We start from the raw sequence: 22,055 nt of genomic DNA on the forward strand, positions 1-22,055 counted from the left end.
CAGACATCCTGGAGTTCATCATCAACCGCATGATCGGCGTGCACCCCAAGGCCCTGCTGAACTACGACGGCCTGCCGCTGGACATCAAGGAAAGCGTCGACAAGCGCATCGCCGGTTACAACGACCCGGTCGGTTTCTATGTCGAGAAGCTGGTTGAAGGCATCAGCACCCTGGCCGCCGCTTTCTATCCGAAAAAGGTCATCGTGCGTCTGTCGGACTTCAAGTCCAACGAATACGCCAACCTGATCGGCGGCAAGCTCTACGAGCCGGAAGAAGAAAACCCGATGCTGGGCTTCCGTGGCGCGTCGCGTTACATCAGCGAATCGTTCCGTGACTGCTTCGAACTCGAATGCCGCGCCCTCAAGCGCGTGCGCAACGAGATGGGCCTGACCAACGTCGAAATCATGGTGCCGTTCGTCCGTACCCTGGGCGAAGCGAGCCAGGTGGTGAACCTGCTGGCGGAAAACGGCCTGGCCCGTGGCGACAACGGCCTGCGCATCATCATGATGTGCGAACTGCCGTCCAACGCGATCCTGGCTGAAGAATTCCTGGAATTCTTCGATGGTTTCTCCATCGGCTCCAACGACCTGACCCAGCTGACCCTGGGCCTGGACCGTGACTCCGGGATCATTGCGCACCTGTTCGACGAGCGTAACCCGGCGGTCAAGAAGCTGCTGGCCAACGCCATTGCCGCGTGCAACAAGGCCGGCAAGTACATCGGCATCTGCGGTCAGGGCCCTTCGGACCACCCGGACCTGGCCAAGTGGCTGATGGAGCAAGGCATTGAAAGCGTTTCGCTGAACCCGGACTCCGTACTGGAGACCTGGTTCTTCCTGGCTGAGGATGAGGCACAGCAAAAGCCTGCATCCCCCATCACGTCTCGACTGGAAATGGCCTGAGCAACCTTCAAAGGTGCCAGTTCTTGTCTCGTCGGGCAGGTACAGCAACCACTGTATTTGCCCGACGACGGTTCAGTCTTCAAGGCCCGTCGGCACTGCGATTCCGCTCTTGACGTTGCTCATTGAAACCAGTGTCTTGAAACGTTTGACGTTGTTGCTCTCAAAGAACAGTGTCCGGGTCAACTGCGTGTACTGTTCCATGCTTCTGACCAGCATGATCAGGACAAAATCGCACTCCCCTGCTACGTAGTAGCACTGCTGAACTTGTGGGCAGTCCATGAACGTTCTTTTCATCTCGTCGAGCAAGTCCAGACGCTCGCTCTCCACCTCGACCTCGGTGATGACGGTCAGCGTGTAGCCCAGGCTAGCCGGATTCACCTGCGCCACGGTGCGCTGTATTACACCCTCACTCCCCAACCGCTTCAGCCGGCGATTGACCGCTGCCGATGACAGGTTCACCTGCTCTCCGAGATCAATCTGGGAGGTGGTCGCATCACGCTGTACCGCCTCCAGCAAGGCTCGGTCAAACACATCAAGACTCATCAGACAACTCCGCAATGATTCGGTGAACAGATGTAGAAAAACGCAATGAAACTACGCAAAAGCCCTGTAAATCAAACTTTCATGAACTCTGAGAGGAATACCATTTAGTCACTCACCACATGCAGCGGAGAAAACAATGAGCAATGTGCCTGACCTGCACTTGAATGGCGCGAAGCTGCTGGAACAGATAAAGGCCTTGGGTGATATCGGGGTTGACCTGACTCACGGCGGCAGGACCCGGATCGCACTCGGCGATGCGGAAAAGACCGGACGCGACCAACTTGTGGTCTGGATGCGCGAGCTTGAACTCGATATTCAGGTCGATCGAATCGGTAACATTTTCGGCTCGCTTCGCTCAGCTAACGACACTGGTCATGAGCAACCCTTCATGATGGGTTCGCATATCGACACGGTGACCAACGCCGGAGCCCTGGACGGCTGTTACGGTGTACTGGCCGGGCTGGCCGTGCAGCGTGCGTATCGTGAAGCGGGAATACTGCCTGATCGCACGATCACCGTAGGCGCCTTCACCAACGAGGAAGGCGTGCGCTATCAACCCGACATGATGGGCTCACTGGTGTATGCCGGCGGCCTGAGCGTACAAGAAGCGCTGGACACCCTGGGCACCGATGGCAGTCGTCTGGGTGATGAGCTCATACGCATCGGCTATGCCGGCGATCTGGAACCAGGCGCCGTGATCCCCCATGAGTACCTCGAATTGCACATCGAGCAAGGCCCCATTCTGGAGGCGGAAAACACCCTGATCGGAGTGGTCGAAAATCTTCAGGGCATCTCTTGGCAGCAAGTGACGGTGAAAGGCAATGCCAACCACGCCGGCACCACACCTACTCGCCTGCGCCACGATGCTGGTTACGTAGCCTGCGCTGTGACCACCGAATTGCGACGCTTGGCCAAAGCCAGCGGCACCACACTGGCCACCGTCGGTTGCATGACTTTCGAGCCCAATGTCATCAACGTAATACCACGCCGCGCCAGCTTTACGGTCGATCTTCGCGACCCGGACGAAGGCAAGCTAATCAAGGCTGAGCAGCACCTTGCCGTATTCCTTGCACAGCTTGCCGAAGAAGAAGGTGTCAGCATCGAAACCGAGCAACTGGTGCGATTCCAGCCCGTCACATTCGACAGCTCGCTGGCCAACGCGATCGAGATCTCCGCCCAGCGCTTCGGTTTTAGGCACCGTCGCATGACCTCAGGCGCCGGCCACGATGCGCAGATGATTGCCCGCATCGCACCCGCTGCGATGATTTTCGTGCCCAGCCGCGGCGGCATTAGCCATAACCCCCGCGAGCATACCGATGACGACCAGTTGCTAGCAGGCGCTGAAGTCCTGCTGGATGTCGTCAAGCGGCGCCTGACCGCACCCCACTGATTATCCCTGCCACTCCCGTGTCCGCCGGTGCTTGCCGGCGGCAGTGGCCCCATTTTGCCTGCCATTGGAGTCCGATATGTTGTTAGCAAACCCAAACGTCACCCGTCAGCCCTACCCTGATGCTCTCAAACGCATCATGAGCATCGCCAGCGCCAATCAAAGTCGCCAGTGGCTCGCACAATGGTCACGACTCAATACCCTCGGCACGCCGCTCTACAACCTGCCAGGTCTGGCAAGTGAATTGGGCGTTGCGCAGGTGCTGGTCAAGGATGAGTCGGTCCGCTCACAGCTAGGTAGCTTCAAGGCGCTCGGTGCGCCAATCGCGCTCGTGCGCCTGATCATGCGTACCTTCACCGAACACAAGTTCACTGCTGCAGACCTGTTTACTGGCAAGCATGCGGCGGAACTTGCCGACTTCACCGTCATCAGCGCCACCGACGGCAACCACGGCCGCGCCCTGGCAGCTGCAGCCCAAAGTATCGGCTGCCGCTGCGTGATCGTGCTGCATGCCAACGTCAGTATTGAACGTGAAACCGCCATTGCAGCCTATGGGGCACAGATCGTGCGAACTGTCGGCAACTATGATGAGTCTGTCGAAGAAGCGGCCAGCCTGGCAGAAAACAATGGCTGGCTGGTCGTATCCGACACTTCCTATGAAGGCTACCAGGAGATTCCACGGGATGTGATGCAAGGCTACGGCACCATTCCTGCGGAAATTCTCGAAGGGCTACCCGCACAAGACGGTGCTCAGCCAGCGTTCACTCACGTTTTCCTGCAAGGCGGCGTGGGCGGTCTGGCAGCCGGCATTGCCAGCTACCTGTGGGAACACTTTGCCGAGCATCGCCCCACATTCATCATTGTTGAACCGGTGCAGGCGGACTGTCTCTATCAGAGCGCTATCGCTGGCAAGGCAGCCAAGGCGACTGGTTCGGTGGACTCGGTGATGGCTGGCCTGGCCTGTGGTGAAACTTCGCCGCTGGCGTGGCAGTTTCTGCAGCCATGTGTCGACTACTTCATGACCATTGAGGATGAGGAAGCCGTGGCCTCCATGAAGCGCCTGGCCCAAGGCGGTCAAAAGGATATCCCGCTGGTGGCGGGTGAGTCGGCGGTGGCAGGCCTCTCTGCACTGACCCGACTGATGACCTCCGGCAGCCTGGCGGCCGACGTGGGGCTCAATGCGCAGTCGCGCGTCCTGCTGATCAGTACCGAAGGGGCAACAGCGCCCGCCGTATACGAAGAACTGGTCGGTGAATCCAGCGACTCGGTGCTCAAGCGACAAAAAGATTGGCTCTCCAAAGCCTGATTCTCGCCCTTCCCTGATAACAGCTGCGGTGTGCCAAAACACACCTCAGCTGGCTGCTCCAGATAAAAATAACAGTGGAGTTCCTCATGCAAACAACCGCACGCAATATCGGCCCGTGGTCACTCATGCTAACGGGCCTGGGCTCTATCATCGGCTCCGGCTGGCTATTCGGTGCCTGGCATGCCTCTGCAATCGCAGGGCCAGCTGCCATCCTGGCTTGGGTTATCGGCGCAGTGGTAGTACTGGCCATTGCCCTGACCTATGCAGAAATGGGGGCCATGTTCCCCGAATCCGGTGGCATGGTGCGCTATGCCCGTTACTCTCACGGCTCATTGACAGGCTTCATGGCGGCGTGGGCAAACTGGATTTCCATCGTTTCCGTCATACCCATCGAGGCTATTGCCTCGGTGCAATACATGGCGTCGTGGCCCTATCCGTGGGCACAGGCGATGGTCGCCAACGGTGAACTCACCATCCACGGCTTGTGGGCAAGCGCTGCCCTGGTACTTGTCTATTTCGCCCTCAACTATTGGGGGGTGAAGCTGTTCGTCAAGACCAACACCGCCATTACCACCTTCAAACTAGTGGTACCGGTATTGACCGGCGTCGCCTTGATCTGGGCGAGTTTCAATACGGAGAATTTTGGCAACGGCACTGCTGAAAGCTTCGCCCCCTATGGTTGGTCCGCGGTATTCACTGCCGTCGCAGCCAGCGGCATCGTCTTCAGCTTTAACGGATTCCAGAGCCCTGTAAGCCTCGCAGGAGAAGCGCGCAACCCGGGCAGAAGCATCCCTTTCGCACTGATTAGCTCCGTGCTGATCGCATTGGTGATCTATGTGTTGCTGCAGGTGGCGTTCATCGGCGCCGTCAGCCCACAAAGCATCGCCGCCGGATGGCACAGCCTGAATTTCGACTCACCATTGGCACAACTCGCCCTGGCATTGAACCTGAATTGGTTGGCCGTGCTGCTGTATCTCGATGCCTTCGTCAGCCCTTCCGGAACAGGCTCGATCTACACCGCAACCACGGCACGGATGATCTACGCCATGGAACGCAACAACACCATGCCCAAGGTGTTCGGCAGCTTGCATCCGATTTACGGGGTCCCCCGTCCCGCCATGTGGTTCAACCTGGCCATCTCCTTTGTCTTCCTGTTCTTCTTCCGAGGTTGGGGGACGTTGGCTGCCGTGATCTCGGTTGCGGTGATCATCTCGTTCCTCACCGGCCCCGTCAGCCTGATGTCGCTGCGCATCACTGCTCCGGATGTACCCCGACCTTTACGCCTCAAAGGCATGTCGTTTATTGCACCCTTCGCCTTTGTTTGTGCCTCACTGGTGCTGTACTGGGCTCGCTGGCCACTGACTGGCCAGGTGATCTTGCTGGTAATCGGTGCACTGCCGCTGTTCTTCTACTATCAGGCCAAACAAGGCTGGAAAGGCTTTGGCAAGGAGCTGACCGCCGCCGCCTGGCTAATCGGTTATCTACCGTGCATGGCGGCTATTTCCTGTATCGGAAGTGAGTCGTTCGGTGGCATCGGGCTATTGCCGGAAGGGTGGGACATGCTGGTTGTCACCGCCGTGGCATTTGCTTTCTACCGTTTGGGTGTCCGCAGCGGATACCGCACGCCCTATCTCGCAGAAAGCGTGGTGTGGCGCCAGACCTATCACCCAACATCCACCGTTGTCACTCCGCCAGTATCGGCATCACCGCAGTCCACCGCTTCTCACTGACCAGGATCTCTCCAACATGACCACCGACAATACCTTTGAGCAGCGCATCAGAGAGTGGCGCCATGCATTCCACCGCCACCCGGAAACAGGATTCGAAGAGTTCAATACCGCCGCCAGGGTCGCGCAGATCCTTCAGAGCTTCGATCTGCAGGTCCACCAGGGTATCGGAGGCACCGGCCTTGTCGCCAGCCTGAAGGTGGGCGATGGTCGCGGCTGCATCGGTCTGCGTGCCGACATGGACGCCCTCAACATTACCGAGCAAGCGCTGGATCATCATCATGCTTCCTGCATCGCCGGCAAGATGCATGCATGCGGCCATGATGGACACATGGCCATGATTCTGGGTGCGGCAGAATTGCTGTGCAGCCGCCGCAACTTCAACGGCACTGTGCGTTTCATTTTCCAACCGGCAGAGGAGCACGGCCGTGGCGCCAAGGCCATGTTGGCTGACGGGCTGTTCGAGCGCTTTCCGGTTGATGCCCTCTATGGTGCCCACAACATGCCGGGCATGCCTGCGGGACACATCGCAACCCGCGTGGGCGGAATCATGGCCAGCGAAGACAACTTCGTCATCCGCATCCAGGGGCAAGGCACACATGCTGCTCGACCACACATGGGAACCGACCCTTTGGTTATCGGCGCACAGATCGTGCTGGCGTTGCAAACAGTTGTCTCGCGCAATGTCGACCCCAGCCTGTCAGCAGTGGTTTCCTGCACAGAGTTCATCACCGATGGAATTCGCAACGCGATCCCCACCCATGTCGTCATCAAGGGCGACACCCGCAGCTACGACCCCAACGTGCAAGCGCTCCTGGAAAAGCGCATGCGCGAACTCTGCCAGGGCATTTGCGCTGCACATGGCGCTGCTTGCACATTCGAGTACACCCATGAGTTTGCTCCCACGGTGAACTGGGCTGAGCCGACTGCACTGGCGGTGGCAGCAGCCAGAAACATCGTGGGCGAAACAGCGGTGGATGCCAATGTGACCCCCATGATGATTTCCGAGGACTTCGGTGCCTTCATTCAGCACGTGCCTGGCAACTTCGTATTCATAGGTAACGGCAGCGCCGGGCAATCTGGTGCCACACCTCTGCATAACGCCTCCTACGATTTCAACGATGAGATCCTCGTTACTGGAGCGCACTATTTTGCCGAGGTAGCTCGTCTGGCCCTTCCAACTTGAGCTGAACCGTACCGAAAGACAAAAGCCAGGCTTAGCTGGCTTTTGTCTGCATAAAAAAAAGCCGCCCAGTGTGGCGGCAGGTCTCAAGCCAAAGCTTTCGACAAAGTGGTGAGAAGCAGTACCCCATGAAGTTACAGACAAGCCGCAGTGGCCCTGCGGTTCCGATTAACAGCGCCGTCGACCTTTTCCCGACAGAACAGCCCATGGCGCTGCCACTCGAACAAGACCCCTCCCAAGCGATAGCCAGGCAAGGGTCAGCATTAAACAGTGTCGATGGATCCGTCAGCCCAGCACGGAACCGATCACTTCATCCAGAATGGCGATACCCGCCTCGGCTGCTTCAGCGCTGATGATGCAGGGCGGAGCCACATGGATGCGGTTCTCGACAACAAATGGCAGCAGCCCACGCTCCAGCAACTTGGCCTTCAACGCCTGCATCTTGTCTGCTGCCACCGGTGCGCGACTTTCTTTGTTACTTACAAACTCCAATGCCCAGAAGACGCCCGCGCCGCGCACTTCGCCAATCGATGCGTGACGCTGCTGCAGCTCCCGCAGGCGCGGGCTCAGGACGTTGGTGCCGATTTCCAGCGCGTTTTCGACGACTCGCTCATTGCGCATGGCGTCAATGGCCGCAACGATCGAGGCCATGGCCAGCGGGTGCCCGGAATAGGTCAAGCCGCCCGGGAAGAAGTGGTTATCGAAGTAGCTGGAAATCTGCTCCGAGATCACCACGCCGCCGACCGGTACGTAGCCCGAGTTGACTCCCTTGGCAAAGGTAATGAGGTCAGGCACTACGCCGTAATGTTCCAGAGCGAACCATTTGCCGGTCCTGCCGAAACCGGACATTACTTCGTCGAGAATAAGCAGAATGCCGAACTCGGTCGCCAGTTCACGCACACCCTGCATGTAGGCGGCAGACGGCATCAGGATGCCGGCGGTGCCAGGCAGGCTTTCAAGCAGAATGGCCGCGATCGAAGCCGAACCTTCACTCTCGATAACGCGACGCAGGTGACGCAGCGCGCGCTCGGTCTCTTCAGCCTCGGTCTGCGCGCTGAATTCGCTGCGATACAGATAAGGGGTGAAGAAATGCACGTGGCCACGGGCGTACTCATTCGGTACCCGGCGCGGGTCGCCGGTGGCGACGATCGCCGAGCCGGTATTGCCATGGTAGGAACGGTAGGCGGACAACACCTTGTCGCGCCCAGTAAAGAGCCGGGCCATACGCATGGCGTTTTCGTTGGCATCGGCGCCACCGTTGGTGAAGAAGACTTTCCTGAAGCCCTTCGGTGCCTGCTCGATGATGCGTTTGGCAGCTTCGCCGCGCATCAAATTGGCCGTCGCGGGCGCCACGGTCATCAGCGAAGCGGCTTGTTCCTGAATCGCCGCGATGACTGCAGGATGCTGGTGACCCAGATTGGTATTGACCAACTGGCTGGAAAAATCCAGATATCGCTTGCCTTCATAGTCCCATACCTCGCACCCCTCCCCTCCCGCGATCACCAGGGGGTTGAGCGCACCTTGAGTCGACCACGAGTGGAATACATATTCGCGATCAAGACCTTTAACGTATTCATTGGTAATTGGCATGGTGCCGATCGACCTCTTCATTTGAATGCTTGCGCCCCTCTGGAAAAGAAATGCCGCCAGCGTGGTGGCGACGAGGTCTTAAGCCTGGGCCTTTGACAAAGGGTGAGAGTAAATCCCGGCAGCTTCCGGGTGCCCGTAGCAGTTCTACGGGGATGAGCAACAGCGCCATCCGGGATCCCAGTCTGACCGATGGATGACGCTGCCACTCAAACAGGGTGCTTCCTTAGCTGTTGCTCGGGAACGCGAATTGCGCAGCTTCGTGACTGGTGCGTTTCGGCCAGCGCTGAGTGATGGCTTTTTTACGGGTATAGAAGCGCACGCCGTCCGGACCATAAGCGTGCAAATCACCGAACAGCGAACGCTTCCAGCCACCGAAGCTGTGGTAGCTCACTGGTACCGGCAACGGCACGTTAACGCCGACCATACCCACTTCGATCTCGTCACAGAACAAGCGCGCCGATTCACCGTCACGGGTGAAGATGCAGGTGCCGTTGCCGTATTCGTGATCATTGATCAGCTTGATCGCCTCTTCCAGGCTATTCACGCGCACAACGCACAGCACAGGACCGAAGATCTCTTCCTTGTAGATACGCATCTCCGGGGTAACGCGGTCGAACAGAGTGCCACCGACGAAGTAGCCGTCTTCGTTGCCCGCGACCTTTAAACCACGGCCATCTACAACCACCTTGGCACCGGCCGCTACGCCGTCATCGATGTAACCCAGTACCTTGTCGCGCGCTGCGGCGGTCACCAACGGCCCCATGTCCAGACCACAGGTGGTGCCGGCACCGATCTTCAGAGCGTTGATCTGTGGAATCAGCTTGGCCACCAGCGCATCGGCTACCTGGTCACCGACACACACGGCAACGGAAATGGCCATGCAGCGCTCGCCGCACGAACCGTAGGCGGCGCCCATCAGCGCGCTGACGGCGTTATCCAAATCGGCATCCGGCATCAGCACGGCGTGGTTTTTCGCACCACCCAGCGCTTGAACGCGCTTGCCGCGTTTGGTGCCTTCGGAATAGATGTACTCGGCGATCGGCGTCGACCCCACGAAGCTCAATGCTTTCACTTCTGGCGCTTCAATCAGCGCATCCACCGCTTCTTTGTCACCGTGCACCACGTTCAGCACGCCTTTTGGCAAGCCGGCTTCATGCAGCAGTTCGGCGATCAGCAACGTCGAGCTTGGATCGCGCTCGGACGGCTTGAGGATGAAGCAGTTGCCGCACGCGATGGCCAACGGGTACATCCACAGCGGCACCATGGCCGGGAAGTTGAATGGAGTAATGCCGGCCACCACACCGATCGGCTGCAGATCGCTCCAGGCATCGATGTTCGGGCCGACGTTGCGGCTGTACTCACCTTTGAGGATCTCGGGAGCGGCCGAAGCGAACTCGACGTTCTCGATGCCACGCTTAAGCTCACCCACAGCGTCTTCGATGGTCTTGCCATGCTCTTCGCTGATGAGCTGGGCGATACGCTGCTCGTTCGCTTCCAGCAGTTGCTTGAAGCGGAACATCACCTGGGCACGCTTGGCCGCCGGGGTGTTGCGCCAGGCCGGGAAAGCCGCCTGGGCAGAATCGATGGCCTTCTGCACGGTGGCACGGCTTGCCAGACCGAGCTTGTGGATTGCCTGGCCGGTGGCAGGATTGAATACGTCTGTGGTGCGAGCATCGTCTGCGATGTGCTCACCATGGATCAAATGCTTGATAGTGCTCATTTTCGTTCCTCAAAGCTTGATAACAAGCTGGCTAAATGTAGGAAGCATCCCCGCGACGCGAGGGCTGCCGATCAATTGATGCCTTGTAGGGCTTCGCCCACGGCATCGAACAGGCGATCCAGTTCCTGGTTTTTTGTGTTGAAAGTGGGTCCGAACTGCAGCGTGTCGCCGCCGAAGCGGACATAGAAGCCAGCCTTCCACAGCGCCATGCCTGCCTCAAAGGGACGAACAATGGCATCGCCATCGCGCGGAGCGATTTGCAGGGCGCCTGCCAATCCGCAGTTACGAATGTCTACGACATGCTTCGCGCCTTTGAGGCCATGGATCGCCTTTTCAAAGTGCGGCGCCAGTTCGGCCGATTGCTGGACCAGGTTGTCCTTCTCCAGCAGTTCCAGTGTCGCCAGAGCAGCGGCGCAGGCTACCGGGTGGGCGGAATAGGTATACCCATGAGCAAACTCGACTGCGTACTCGGGAGACGCCTGATACATGAACGCGTCGTAGATCTTGCTGCTGGCAATTACCGCCCCCATCGGAATGGCACCGTTGGTGATCTGCTTGGCCACGTTCATCAGGTCTGGCGTAACGCCGAAATACTCGGCGCCGGTCATGGTGCCCATGCGCCCGAACGCCGTAATGACCTCATCGAAGATCAGCAGGATGTCATGCTGATTGCAGATTTCACGCAACCGCTGCAGATAACCTTGTGGCGGTACGAGGACGCCAGCCGAACCGGACATCGGCTCGACGATGACCGCGGCGATGTTCGAGGCGTCGTGCAGCTCGATGAGTTTCAGCAGTTCGTTGGCCAGTGCTACCCCGCCAGCCTCGGCTGCGCCTTTGGTGAAAGGCAGGTCCGACTGAAGGGTGTGCGGCAGGTGGTCGACGTCCATTAACTGCCCGAACATCTTGCGGTTGCCGCCGATACCACCCAATGCGGTGCCAGCTACGTTCACACCGTGATAGCCACGGGCGCGACCGATCAACTTGGTCTTCTGGGGCTGGCCTTTCAGGCGCCAGTAGGCGCGTGCCATTTTGATCGAGGTGTCCGCGCACTCAGAGCCAGAACCGGTGAAGAACACATGGTTGAGGTCCCCTGGTGTCAGGCTGGCGATTTTTTCAGACAATTTGAACGACAACGGATGGCCGTACTGGAAGGCCGGGGAGTAGTCCAGGGTCACCAGCTGTTTTGCCACGGCATCGGCAATCTCCCGGCGCGAATGGCCTGCACCACACGTCCACAGCCCGGACAATCCGTCAAACACCTCCCGCCCCTGCTCGTCGATCAGCCAATTGCCTTTGGCGCCAACGATGAAGCGTGGGTCCTTGCGGAAATTGCGGTTCGAGGAGAACGGCATCCAGTGGGATTCCAACTGAAGGCCACTGGCCAAGGGGATTCTTGTTTGCAAGGCCTGATTCATGACGGCAATCCTGGACTGGGTGGATGTCGCCTAGCTTGAATCGAAGGCTCATGTACGTTAAATCTATATTTTCTTTAATTCAGTTATCGGAATCCTCACGCATGACAAAAAAAACACCACTGCATCAGGTCAGTGATTTCGATCTCAGGTTGCTGCGCGTGTTCAAGACCGTGGCCGAATGCGGCAGCTTTTCCGGCGCGGAGAGTGTGCTGGGCATCACCCGCTCTGCCATCAGCCTGCACATGGGCGACCTGGAGAAGCGACTGGGCATGCGCCTGTGCCAACGCGGCCGGGCCGGTTTTGCCTTGACCGATGAAGGCCGCGAGGTGCTGCGTGCCAGTGAAACCGTGTTGGTGGCCATCGAGGGGTTTCGCAGCGAGGTGAACCAGATGCACCAGCAGCTGCGCGGCGACCTGAACGTAGCAATCGTCAACAACCTGGTCACTCAACCCAAGATGCGCATCACCCACGCGCTCAAGGCCGTACGGGCCGAAGGTAGCGGCGTGCGAATCAATCTCAGCATGAGCACGCCAGGTGAAATCGAACGTGGGCTGATCGATGGCCGACTGCACGTCGGGGCCGTGCCGCTGATCACCCCCTTGTCAGGCCTGGATTACAGCCTGCTCTACGAGGAGCGGTCGAACCTGTACTGCAGCAATGAGCACCCGCTGTTCGCCGATGCCGCGAATGTCAGCGACGCGCAATTGTCCCAGGCAGACGCCGTCGTACCTGCCTATCGGATGACCGCCGAAGCAATCGGCTTGCACCAACTGCTCAGTGTTGCCGCATCGGCCACCGACCGAGAGGGCATTGCGTTCCTGATTCTGACCGGCGCGTACATTGGCTTTCTGCCGGACCACTACGCCGCAACGTGGGTGGAAAAAGGGCTCATGACTGCTCTTGATCCGGACAGGCTGCATTTCGACTCCAAAATCGCCATCGCCATGCGCAAAGGACGCAGACAGAATCTGATTCTTGAGCGTTTTCTCAATGAATTGCACCTGACTGACAGCGCAAGCTAAACCGTCCGCCCCCCCTTTCCTGAACGCCCTCATTCACCAATCCAGGTGAACGAGGGCGTTTTTGCTTCCAAAAATTCTTTCAGGCGTGTTGACAGCCAGAACACATCGAAATAGCCTGAATGCATTGCTGCACACATTGTGGCATCCAAATAAGAATACAGCTTCAGTTTTTTACTTGCTCTTCTGTCTACAAGAACAAATCACCGGAGAGATTCAAAATGGCACGGTTCCTTTCCCGCAAACTCGGTGGCAGCGTGGCTTGCCTCACTGCGGCACTGACGCTTCTGATGCAACCCTCGGCTCAAGCCGATACCCAAACCTGGCAAAACGTGCAGAAAGCCGGCGTGCTGCGCTGCGGTGCCGCGATAGCCGCGCCGTATGTAATGCGCGACCCGGCAAGCGGGCAATACAGTGGCTACTTCGTCGATCTATGCCGTGACTTCGCGGAGAACGTGCTCAAGGTCAAGGCGCAGTTCGTCGACACAAGCTGGGATAATCAGGTTGCCGGCATCCAGAGCGGGAAATGGGATTTGGCCATGGCGCTCAACATGACCCCGGAGCGGGCAAAGGCCGTGGCATTTTCAGTGCCAGCGACCGACTACCAGATCTCCTTGCTCATCAATGGAAAGAACCCGAAATTCGCTACGGCCGGAACCGATCTCGTCGACTACGACAAACCCGGCGTCACCATCGCCGTGATCTCCGGTACGGCAGCAGACAAGGCAGCTTCTGCTGCTATCAAACAGGCCACCCTGATGCGCCTGCCCGGTTCGGATGAAACACGTATGGCGCTGATGTCCAAACGCGCCGACATCCTCGCGGATGCCAACGACACCAACCACTTGTTCGCCATGGCCAACTCATGGGCAAAAGAAGTGATCCCGGTGCCAGCCCTGGCGAAGCAAGGCGTGTCATTTGCCCTCTCTCGCGAAACGCCCGCCGATGACCTTGCGCAACTTGATGCCTACCTGACCAAGCGCCGCGAGTCGGGTGAAATCGACAAGCTGGTGGACAAGGCTTCCGCCGAGATCCTTGCGGGCCAGAAAGCCCAGTAACTCCCGCTCACCTACCGAGGGGCCCCCGCCAGGGGCGCCCTCGTGGAGACAACTGTAATGACCACTCCTCATTTGGTGGCTTCTCAGCCACAGGCTTCGATCATCCCGAATTCGAGCCAGGGCGGATGCTTTATCCAGCTTCAAAACGTGCGCAAAGCCTATTCCGAACAGTTGGTAGTCATGGACGGAATGAACCTTGATATGCGCGCTGACGATCGCCTGGTCATCATCGGCCCGTCCGGCAGCGGCAAAAGCTCGCTGCTTCGGGTACTGATGGGGCTGGAAGGCATCCAGGGCGGCACCATCCAGTTCCAGGGCAAACCCTACATCGATGGCAATCGTAAACAGGGCAAGCCACTGGATGAAGTACTGCACAAGCAGATCGGCATGGTGTTCCAGCACTACACCCTGTTTCCGCATCTGTCGGTGCTGGGCAACCTCATTCTGGCGCCAGTCAAGGTCCATGGCATGAGCAAGGCCGAAGCCACCGAGAAAGCCCGCGCCTACCTTGCCCGCCTGGGCCTGGAAAGCAAGCTGCACGCCTACCCCAGTCAGCTGTCTGGCGGCCAGAAGCAGCGTGTGGCGATTGCCCGCGCGCTGATGCTCGAACCGCGCCTGATGCTGTTCGACGAAGTCACCTCGGCACTGGACCCGGAAATGGTCATCGAGGTGCAGAACGTGATGATGCAACTGGCCGAACAGAAGATGGCGATGATCATCGTCACCCACGACATGCATTTCGCCCGCCACATCGCCACCCGGGTGGTGTTCTGTGCCAACGGCAAGGTGGTCGAGCAGGGTCATCCCGAACAGATCTTCACCCAACCTCGGGAAGCACGCATGCGTGAATTCCTCGAGAAGGTCGTGCACTTCGATTGAGGGCGGCACCATGAATTATCAATTCGATTTCCACTTTCTCAATGGCAGCCTGCCGGCGCTGCTCGACGGCCTCAAGGTGACGTTGGAACTGGCGCTGGTCTCGAACCTGATTGGTCTGACCTGCGGCTTCTTACTGTGCCTGATGACCCTGAGCCGCTGGTTCTTCATTCGCTGGCCCGCGCAGTTGTTCATCGAGTTTTTCCGCTGCACGCCGGCACTGCTACAGATCGTCTGGTTCTTCTACTGCGTACCGATGCTGTTCGATGTGTTCATCGACCCGATTGCAATGGGTTTCCTGGCCCTGGGGCTGAACCTCACTGCATTCAACGCCGAGGCCTACCGCGCCGGCGTGCAGGCGGTGCCCCACGAACACCTGGATGCCTGCGTGGCCCTGGGCCTGCGCCCCTGGCAACGAACCCTCTACGTGATCCTTCCGCAGTCGCTGCGCACTGCCCTGCCGGTGTTGATCACCAATGGCATCGGCACCCTGCAACAGAGCGCATTGGTGGCGATCGTCGCCGTCGCCGACCTGATGTATGTGGGCAAGAGCCTGGCCACCGAGGCTTACCGTCCGCTGGAAACCTACACCCTGATCGCCCTGATCTACTTCGCCCTGTCGCTGCCTATCGCGCAACTGGTGCAGTGGTTCGAACGGCGCCAGGAACTGGCCGGCCAGCGCTAAGGAGACAACCATGCCACTCGATTTCTCCGTTGTTCTGAATTACTGGCCGGTACTGCTCAAGGGCCTGGCCCTGACACTGGCTTTCACGGGTGTATGCGCTTTGCTGGGTAGTCTGCTGGGCTTTGTAGTCAGCATGCTGCGCCAGTTGAAAACCCCACTGTTGCGCCTGCCACTGACCCTGTACGTAGAGTTTTTCCGCGGTACGCCGTTGCTGATTCAGCTGTTCTGGGTGTTTTTCTGCTTCCCGGTGGTGTTCGGTCTGGACATCCCACCGTACGTCTCGGTGCTGATTGCCTTGACCCTGTTCATGGGCGCAATCACCAGCGAGACCTTTCGCGGCGCACTCAAATCCATCGCCAGCGAACAGCATGACGCCTGTACCGCTCTGGGGCTCAACTCGAAGGTCAAGGTGCTTTACGTGATCTTCCCGCAAGCACTGCTGCGAGCCGTACCGCCGCTGCTGTCGAACGTGGTCAGCCTGTTCAAGGAGAGTGCGCTGATCTCCTCGGTAGGTGTCGCCGACCTGATGTTCGTCGGCCAGAACATTTCCAACAGCACCGCCCGCCCGGTCGAGTTCCTTTCGGCTGTCGCGGTCATCTATTTCCTCGTGGCTTTCCCCCTCACCCGCCTGGTCGGCGTGGTCGAGGGACGTCTGCTGCGCCGTTACGCCTACTGATTTCATCCCACCATTGGAGACATCACCATGAAACTGAACGGTATCTTGCCGGCCCTCGTCACCCCTTTCGACAGCACCGGCAAAGTCGATCACGACACTCTGGCCTCAATCATTGAGCACCAACTGGCCGCCGGCGTCAGTGGCTTCGTCCCGCTGGGTTCGACCGGCGAATACTACGCCCTGGCCAACGAAGAACGTCGCCAGATCCTGGCTACCGTCAAGGAAGTGGTCGGTGATCGCGGCACCCTGATCGCCGGTGCCAACGGTTCTTGCACCCGCGAAGTACTGGAACAGATCAAGCAGACCGTAGACGCCGGTTACACCAACCTGCTGATCGCTCCGCCCTACTACGCGCTGCCGTCCCAGGAAGAACTGCTCGCTCACTACCACACCATCCTCGAGGCCTTCCCCGAGATCAATGTGGTGCTCTACAACTACCCGGTTCGCACCAACGTCGAAGTCGGTCTGGACGTGATCGCAGCCCTCCACAACCACCCGCGTGTCATCGGTATTAAGGAAAGCAGCGGCAATCTGCTGCGCGCCATCGAGATCGGTGAGAAATACAAAGGCATTCAGCTGTCCTGCGGCTCCGACGATCAGGCCTTGGACTTCTACCTGTGGGGCGCCGACAGCTGGATCTGCGGCCCTGCCAACATCTTCCCGGAGAAGGTCGTAGCATTCCACAAGGCCTTCACCAGCGGCGACATCCGTGGCGCCCAGCAAGTGATGCGCAGCCTGTTCCCGGCCATGGCCAATCTGGAAAGCGGCAAGTTCGTACAGAAGGTCAAGTACGGCGCCGAGCTGGCAGGCTTCAAAGTCGGCCCGGCTCGTGCTCCGCTGCTGCCGCTGACCGACGAAGAAAAAGCAGAGTTCCGCAAGGTATACGAAGCTTCGCAGGCGTGACAGGGTAGGTCTGCGGACTACCTTGTAGTGGGAGGGGGCTTGCCTTCGCGAGTCTTCCCTCTCCCACCTTTGTATCTTCAACCCCGTCTTCATAATTGTTGAGCATTGCACTCATGAACAACCCGCAAACGTCATCGCAACAGGCAGTGGTCATCGGCGGCGGCATCGTCGGCGTGTGCTGCGCGCTGTACCTGCAGCGCGACGGCCATCGGGTCACCCTCGTCGATCCTGCCGCCCCAGGCGATAGCACTGCCAAATGGAGCTGTGGCCAGATGGCGGTGAGCGAAGTCATTCCGCTGTCCAAGCCAGGCATCCTGATGAAGATCCCCGGCTGGTTGCTGGACCAGAAAGGCCCCCTGGCCCTGCGCCCGAGCGCACTGCCGGGGATCCTGCCATGGTTCATGCGCTTCCTGGCGTGCGCCCGCCCGTCGAAGATCAATGAGATCGCGCAAGACATGGCGCGTCTAACCCAGCATGTCTACGAAGACTACGCCCCCCTGCTCGACGCTTGCCCGGACAAAACCCTGCTCGGCGATCGCCCCATCCTGGAAGTTTTCGACTCCCCGGCTGGCCTGGCACACGAGCGCCCACACCTGGAGCTACGCAAGCAGTTGGGCTTTCGTTCCCAAGAGCTCAATGGCGCGGAAATTTCCGATCTGGAGCCAGCACTGGCCGGTAAATTCCAGCACGGCCTAATGTTCCCCGACTGGCGCGCTGTAAGCGATACCGAAGGTTTTATCGCTGCACTGACCGAAAGCTTCATTACTCAGGGAGGTGTACGTGTACGCCAACGCGTGGTGAAGATCAACGAGCACCACGACAAGGCCACAGGCGTAACCCTGGAGGACGGTGGTCGGTTGCCTGCCGATCTGCTGGTGGTCGCCGCGGGCACCGGTGCCCGCTCGTTCTTCGACAGCCTTGGCGTGAACATCCCCCTCGCAGGCATTGCAGGTTACCAGGCAGTACTGCCGCAACCGGGCGTCGAAATTCGCCACTCGGTGATCTATGCCGACGGCGGCTTCTGCTTCGCCCCGATGACCCGAGGCCTGCAGATCGGCGGCACCATCGAGTTTGCCGGCCCTAATGCAGAGCCCAATTTCAAGCGTGCCGAAATCATCATGGAAAAGGCCCGCCGTGTATTGCCGCAACTGAACACCCAAGGCATGGAGTTCGGCGTCGGCTATCGCCCGTTCCTGCCCGACACCAAGCCTGTAATCGACCGTTCACCACGGCTGAAAAACACCATCCTGGCCTTCGGTCACGGTCAGCTGGGCCTCACGCTTGGCGCCACCACCGGACGCCTCGTCAGCGACCTCGCTGCCCAGCGCACCCCAACCCAGAATCTATCCGCATTTAGTGCCCGACGCTTCGCCGTCCTTGGAGGAAACGCATGAACCGCTACGACCAGTTTTACATCAATGGCCAGTGGGTCAGCCCAATCAATGGCGGTAGCTTCAACTCGTACGATCCGAGCGATGAAAGCCTGATCGCGTCCGTAGCGTCCGGTTGCGCCGAAGATGTCGACGCCGCGGTTAAAGCCGCTCGCGCTGCCTTCGATGAAGGTCCATGGCCACGCCTGAGCGGTGCCGAACGTGGCGCCTATCTGCGCAAGATTGCCGACGGCATCCGTGCACGGCAGGAAGAACTGGCAACCATCGAAGTCCGCGACAACGGCAAGCCGTTCCCGGAAGCGATGTGGGACATCGGTGATACTGCTGGCTGCTTCGATTTCTACGCCAATATGGCGGAAGAGCTGGATGAAAAACGCGAAAAAACTGTGGCGCTGTCGGATGATCGCTTCAGCTCCGTGGCGCGCAAGGAGCCTATCGGTGTAGCTGGCGCCATCGTGCCCTGGAATTTTCCGATGCTGATGGCCTCGTGGAAGATCGCCCCGGCCCTGGCGGCAGGTTGCTGCATCATCCTCAAGCCTGCCGAGCAGACCTCTTTGACCTCGCTGGAGCTAGCCCGCATCGCCGATGAGGCTGGCCTGCCGGCCGGCGTGCTGAACATCGTCTCCGGGCCTGGCTCCACAGTCGGTGCCGCATTGACCGCGCACCCTGGCGTTGACAAGCTGGCCTTCACCGGCAGCGTGCCGGTCGGCAGCCGCATCATGCAAGCGGCCGCCCAGGACATCAAGAACGTGACGCTGGAGCTGGGTGGCAAGTCGCCATTCGTGATCTTCGCCGACAGCGATATCGAACAGGCGGTCGAATGGATCATGTTCGGCATCTTCTGGAACAAGGGCGAAGTATGCTCCGCTACTTCCCGCGTGTTAGTGGAACGTGCGGCATACGAACCGCTGTTGGCTCGCCTGGCCGAGGAAGCCCGCAAGATCAAGATCGGCAACGGCATGGAAGAAGGCGTGCTGCTCGGCCCGTTGGTTAACCGCAATCAGTACGACGGCACTCTTCAGGCCATCTCTCGCGGCCTGGAAGCAGGCGCGCGACTGGTCTGCGGCGGCGAGCGCCCAGCTCACTTAAACAAAGGCTTCTACCTGCAACCCACCGTGTTCGCAGACGTACCTGAAGACTGCTGGATCTGGAACGAAGAGATCTTTGGCCCGGTGGTATGCATCCGTCCGTTCGATACCGAAGAGGAAGCGGTAAAGTCGGCCAACAACTCACGCTTCGGCCTGGGTGCTGCCGTGATGTCGAAGGACTTGGAGCGCTGCGAGCGCGTTGCGCGCAAGTTCCGCGCCGGCATCGTCTGGATCAACTGCTCCCAACCGACCTTCACCGAAGCTCCATGGGGTGGTTACAAGCAAAGCGGTATCGGCCGTGAGCTGGGTGAATGGGGTCTGAACAACTACCTCGAAACCAAGCAGATCACCCGCTACGACACCGAACAGCCTTGGGGCTGGTACATCAAGTGAGGTAACACCCATGCTTTGGAAACAGACTCTTCAACTGGCTGAAGTGCACTGCGAAGGCGAGATCGGCAAGGTCATCACCGGTGGTGTCCTGGGTATCCCGGGCGCCACCATGCTGGACAAAATGAACTACATCAACGAAGTCGATGACAGTTTGCGTCGTCTCGTGACCTTAGAGCCACGCGGCTGCCTGCAGATGTCGGTCAACCTGCTGCTGCCCCCGACCCGACCCGAGGCGCATGCTGGCTTCATTGTGCTTCAGGCGGACAAGGCCCACCCAATGTCCGGCAGTAACTGCATCTGTGTAGTTACTGCCCTACTGGAGCTGGGCATGGTGCCGATGCAGGAGCCGGAAACGACTGTAGTGCTCGATACGCCTGCTGGTCTCGTCACCGCCCGCGCCCTTTGCGCGGACGGACGCTGCCTGAGCGTGTCCCTCGATATCGTGCCATCGTTCGTCGAGCATCTGGATCTCGCTATCGAGACCGAATCGTTTGGCACGATAAAGATCGATGTCGCCTTCGGCGGCGTGTATTACGCCCTTATAGACGTCGAGCAGGTCGGGCTCAGCATCGCTCCTGAACAAGCCCGAGCGCTGGCCGATGCTGGCGTTGGCTTGCGGGATGTGATCAACCGGCAGTTAAACATCCAGCATCCGCTCTTGCCTTCGGTCAACGAGGTGGCTTACGTGATGTTCCGCAACCGCCTGGACGATCGCACCTACCAGACGTGCACCACCCTGCCCCCAGGCCGGGTCGATCGCTCGCCTTGCGGTACCGGCAGCTCGGCCAACCTCGCCACATTAGCTGCACGTGGTCTGGTGCAGCCGGGGGACAAGCTGGTGTCGCGCTCGACTATCGGTGGACAGTTCCAAGTCGAACTGCTCGGCCAAACCGAGGTGGCCGGCAAGCCAGCGGTGCTCCCCCGCATAACTGGCCGTGCGTGGTTGTACGGATTGCAGCAACTGGGTGTCGACCCGGACGACCCGCTGGCGGCCGGGTTCATGCTCAGTGACACCTGGGGGTCCGGTTTAAGCCAGTGATCTCGGCTTTGCTGTGCTCGGGCGCGTCCGAGCACAGATCCTCAACTTGAATCCAAACGGAGTCACACAATGCGCTTCAAGCAAGTGTTATCGGTGGTGGATTGTCATGCAGAAGGTGAAAGCGGCAAAGTAATCGTCGGCGGAGTGGGCCAGGTACCCGGGCAGACCATGTTCGACAAACGGGTCCATTTGGAAAACCACATGGACCACATCCGAAAGCTGGTGCTATTCGAGCCTCGCGGCGCGGTTTGGCACAACGCCAATATTGTTCTGCCATCGAACCACCCCGAAGCGGACATGGGCTACGTTATACTGGAAACCACCGAGTATCCTGCCATGTCGGGCTCCAATACCATGTGCGTAGCAACGGTGCTGCTGGAAACCGGCATCCTGCCAATGCACGAACCCGTCACACAGCTCACCTTGGAGTCTCCTGCTGGCCTGATCAGGGTGCGCTGCGAGTGTAAGGACGGTAAGGTAACCAGTGTCCGACTCGTGAACCAGCCAGCGTTCTGTTATCACCGCGACCGCCACATCGAGGTTCCGGGCTTCGGCAGCGTGCGTGCAGACATCGTTTACGGCGGAATGACCTATGCCATGGTGGACGCCGAGACATTAGGCTTCGCCATCGAGCCATCCGAAGCCCGTGAGTTATGTGAAGTGGGCCAGCGCGTCAAACAGGCGGCAGTCGAGCAACTGGAAGTCGAACACCCACTGAACCCTGCTATCCCAGGCATCACCAACACAGAGTTCATGGCGCCGCTGCGACGAGAGAACGGTCATCTGGTCGCTAAAAATTGCGTGGTGGTGTCGCCCGGACGATGCGACCGCTCCCCCTGCGGTACCGGTTCGTCTGCCCGCCTCGCGCTACTGCACGCACAGGGTCTGATAGCGCCAGGGGAAACCTTCATTCATGAATCGATCACCGGTAGCCGCTTTACCTGCAGCATCGACGGCGTGACTGAAGTCGGCAAGTATGCCGCCGTGGTACCGGCCATCGCCGGCCAAGCCTGGATTACTGGCCTCTATCAGATGGGTATCGACCCAACCGATCCGTACCCCAATGGCTTTACCCTTTCAGACACATGGATGGCCGCTGTTTGACCTTTAGCCTCCCCGCCCCCATGCTGGGGGCGACACAAAGTCAGCAGAGA

19 protein-coding genes are annotated in these 22,055 nt (G+C 59.2%); 15 read left to right on the forward strand and 4 right to left on the reverse strand.

The window, feature by feature from the left end; genetic code table 11:
- Window positions 1-899, forward strand: an 899-nt coding sequence (locus ACQKP2_RS07120; RefSeq protein WP_427575522.1) for a putative PEP-binding protein, incomplete at its 5' end; no start/stop codon positions are given.
- 72 nt (window positions 900-971) lie between these two features.
- Here ACQKP2_RS07120 and ACQKP2_RS07125 read toward each other — a convergent pair.
- Complete coding sequence (locus tag ACQKP2_RS07125) at window positions 972-1,442, reverse strand: Lrp/AsnC family transcriptional regulator (protein WP_427575524.1); 471 nt, start codon at window positions 1,440-1,442, stop codon at window positions 972-974.
- 136 nt (window positions 1,443-1,578) lie between these two features.
- On the opposite strand from ACQKP2_RS07125, the gene ACQKP2_RS07130 reads away from it, so the two are divergent.
- The 4 genes from ACQKP2_RS07130 (at window position 1,579) to ACQKP2_RS07145 (ending at window position 7,048) form a co-directional block, all read left to right on the forward strand.
- Window positions 1,579-2,832: a Zn-dependent hydrolase gene (locus ACQKP2_RS07130; RefSeq protein WP_427575526.1), complete on the forward strand. Its 1,254-nt coding sequence runs from the start codon at window positions 1,579-1,581 to the stop codon at window positions 2,830-2,832.
- Between the two features lie 76 nt (window positions 2,833-2,908).
- Entirely contained in the window at window positions 2,909-4,135 is a 1,227-nt protein-coding gene (locus tag ACQKP2_RS07135) for a diaminopropionate ammonia-lyase (protein ID WP_427575527.1), read from the forward strand.
- 86 nt (window positions 4,136-4,221) lie between these two features.
- Entirely contained in the window at window positions 4,222-5,865 is a 1,644-nt protein-coding gene (locus ACQKP2_RS07140; RefSeq protein ID WP_427575529.1) for an APC family permease, read from the forward strand.
- Between the two features lie 16 nt (window positions 5,866-5,881).
- Complete coding sequence (locus ACQKP2_RS07145; RefSeq protein ID WP_427575531.1) at window positions 5,882-7,048, forward strand: M20 aminoacylase family protein; 1,167 nt, start codon at window positions 5,882-5,884, stop codon at window positions 7,046-7,048.
- A 282-nt stretch (window positions 7,049-7,330) separates the two neighbouring features.
- On the opposite strand, the gene ACQKP2_RS07150 is transcribed toward ACQKP2_RS07145, so the two are convergent.
- From ACQKP2_RS07150 to ACQKP2_RS07160, 3 genes are all read right to left on the reverse strand, one after another.
- Window positions 7,331-8,635, reverse strand: a complete 1,305-nt coding sequence (locus ACQKP2_RS07150) for an aspartate aminotransferase family protein (protein ID WP_427575532.1) — start codon at window positions 8,633-8,635, stop codon at window positions 7,331-7,333.
- 223 nt (window positions 8,636-8,858) lie between these two features.
- A complete protein-coding gene (locus tag ACQKP2_RS07155) occupies window positions 8,859-10,355 on the reverse strand; it encodes a CoA-acylating methylmalonate-semialdehyde dehydrogenase (protein ID WP_427575533.1) in 1,497 nt (498 codons plus the stop codon).
- A gap of 71 nt (window positions 10,356-10,426) precedes the next feature.
- The gene (locus ACQKP2_RS07160) at window positions 10,427-11,773 is read right to left on the reverse strand and encodes an aspartate aminotransferase family protein (RefSeq protein ID WP_427575534.1); all 1,347 of its coding nucleotides are present in this window, start codon (window positions 11,771-11,773) and stop codon (window positions 10,427-10,429) included.
- 101 nt (window positions 11,774-11,874) lie between these two features.
- Here ACQKP2_RS07160 and ACQKP2_RS07165 point away from each other — a divergent pair, with 101 nt between their 5' ends.
- The 10 genes from ACQKP2_RS07165 (at window position 11,875) to ACQKP2_RS07210 (ending at window position 22,005) form a co-directional block, all read left to right on the forward strand.
- Window positions 11,875-12,795 carry a LysR family transcriptional regulator gene (locus ACQKP2_RS07165; RefSeq protein ID WP_427575535.1) on the forward strand — a complete coding sequence of 307 codons (921 nt, stop codon included), beginning with the start codon at window positions 11,875-11,877 and terminating at the stop codon, window positions 12,793-12,795.
- 119 nt (window positions 12,796-12,914) lie between these two features.
- Window positions 12,915-13,850 carry a transporter substrate-binding domain-containing protein gene (locus ACQKP2_RS07170; protein ID WP_427575537.1) on the forward strand — a complete coding sequence of 312 codons (936 nt, stop codon included), beginning with the start codon at window positions 12,915-12,917 and terminating at the stop codon, window positions 13,848-13,850.
- 57 nt (window positions 13,851-13,907) lie between these two features.
- On the forward strand, window positions 13,908-14,729 hold the full coding sequence (locus ACQKP2_RS07175) for an amino acid ABC transporter ATP-binding protein (RefSeq protein WP_427575538.1): 822 nt from the start codon (window positions 13,908-13,910) through the stop codon (window positions 14,727-14,729).
- A 10-nt stretch (window positions 14,730-14,739) separates the two neighbouring features.
- Window positions 14,740-15,411: an amino acid ABC transporter permease gene (locus ACQKP2_RS07180; protein ID WP_427575539.1), complete on the forward strand. Its 672-nt coding sequence runs from the start codon at window positions 14,740-14,742 to the stop codon at window positions 15,409-15,411.
- Window positions 15,412-15,421: 10 nt separating this feature from the next.
- Entirely contained in the window at window positions 15,422-16,087 is a 666-nt protein-coding gene (locus tag ACQKP2_RS07185) for an amino acid ABC transporter permease (RefSeq protein ID WP_427575540.1), read from the forward strand.
- Window positions 16,088-16,114: 27 nt separating this feature from the next.
- The gene (locus ACQKP2_RS07190; RefSeq protein ID WP_427575541.1) at window positions 16,115-16,990 is read left to right on the forward strand and encodes a dihydrodipicolinate synthase family protein; all 876 of its coding nucleotides are present in this window, start codon (window positions 16,115-16,117) and stop codon (window positions 16,988-16,990) included.
- Between the two features lie 113 nt (window positions 16,991-17,103).
- Window positions 17,104-18,384, forward strand: a complete 1,281-nt coding sequence (locus ACQKP2_RS07195; RefSeq protein ID WP_427575542.1) for an NAD(P)/FAD-dependent oxidoreductase — start codon at window positions 17,104-17,106, stop codon at window positions 18,382-18,384.
- Window positions 18,381-19,862, forward strand: a complete 1,482-nt coding sequence (locus ACQKP2_RS07200; protein ID WP_427575544.1) for an aldehyde dehydrogenase family protein — start codon at window positions 18,381-18,383, stop codon at window positions 19,860-19,862. Before ACQKP2_RS07195 ends, ACQKP2_RS07200 begins: the two co-directional genes overlap by 4 nt.
- 10 nt (window positions 19,863-19,872) lie before the next feature.
- On the forward strand, window positions 19,873-20,901 hold the full coding sequence (locus ACQKP2_RS07205) for a proline racemase family protein (protein ID WP_427575546.1): 1,029 nt from the start codon (window positions 19,873-19,875) through the stop codon (window positions 20,899-20,901).
- A 69-nt stretch (window positions 20,902-20,970) separates the two neighbouring features.
- Entirely contained in the window at window positions 20,971-22,005 is a 1,035-nt protein-coding gene (locus ACQKP2_RS07210) for a proline racemase family protein (RefSeq protein ID WP_427575547.1), read from the forward strand.
- Window positions 22,006-22,055 lie beyond the last annotated feature (50 nt).

It is taken from the genome of Pseudomonas sp. NPDC089569, assembly GCF_050280625.1.
Taxonomy (GTDB): domain Bacteria; phylum Pseudomonadota; class Gammaproteobacteria; order Pseudomonadales; family Pseudomonadaceae; genus Aquipseudomonas.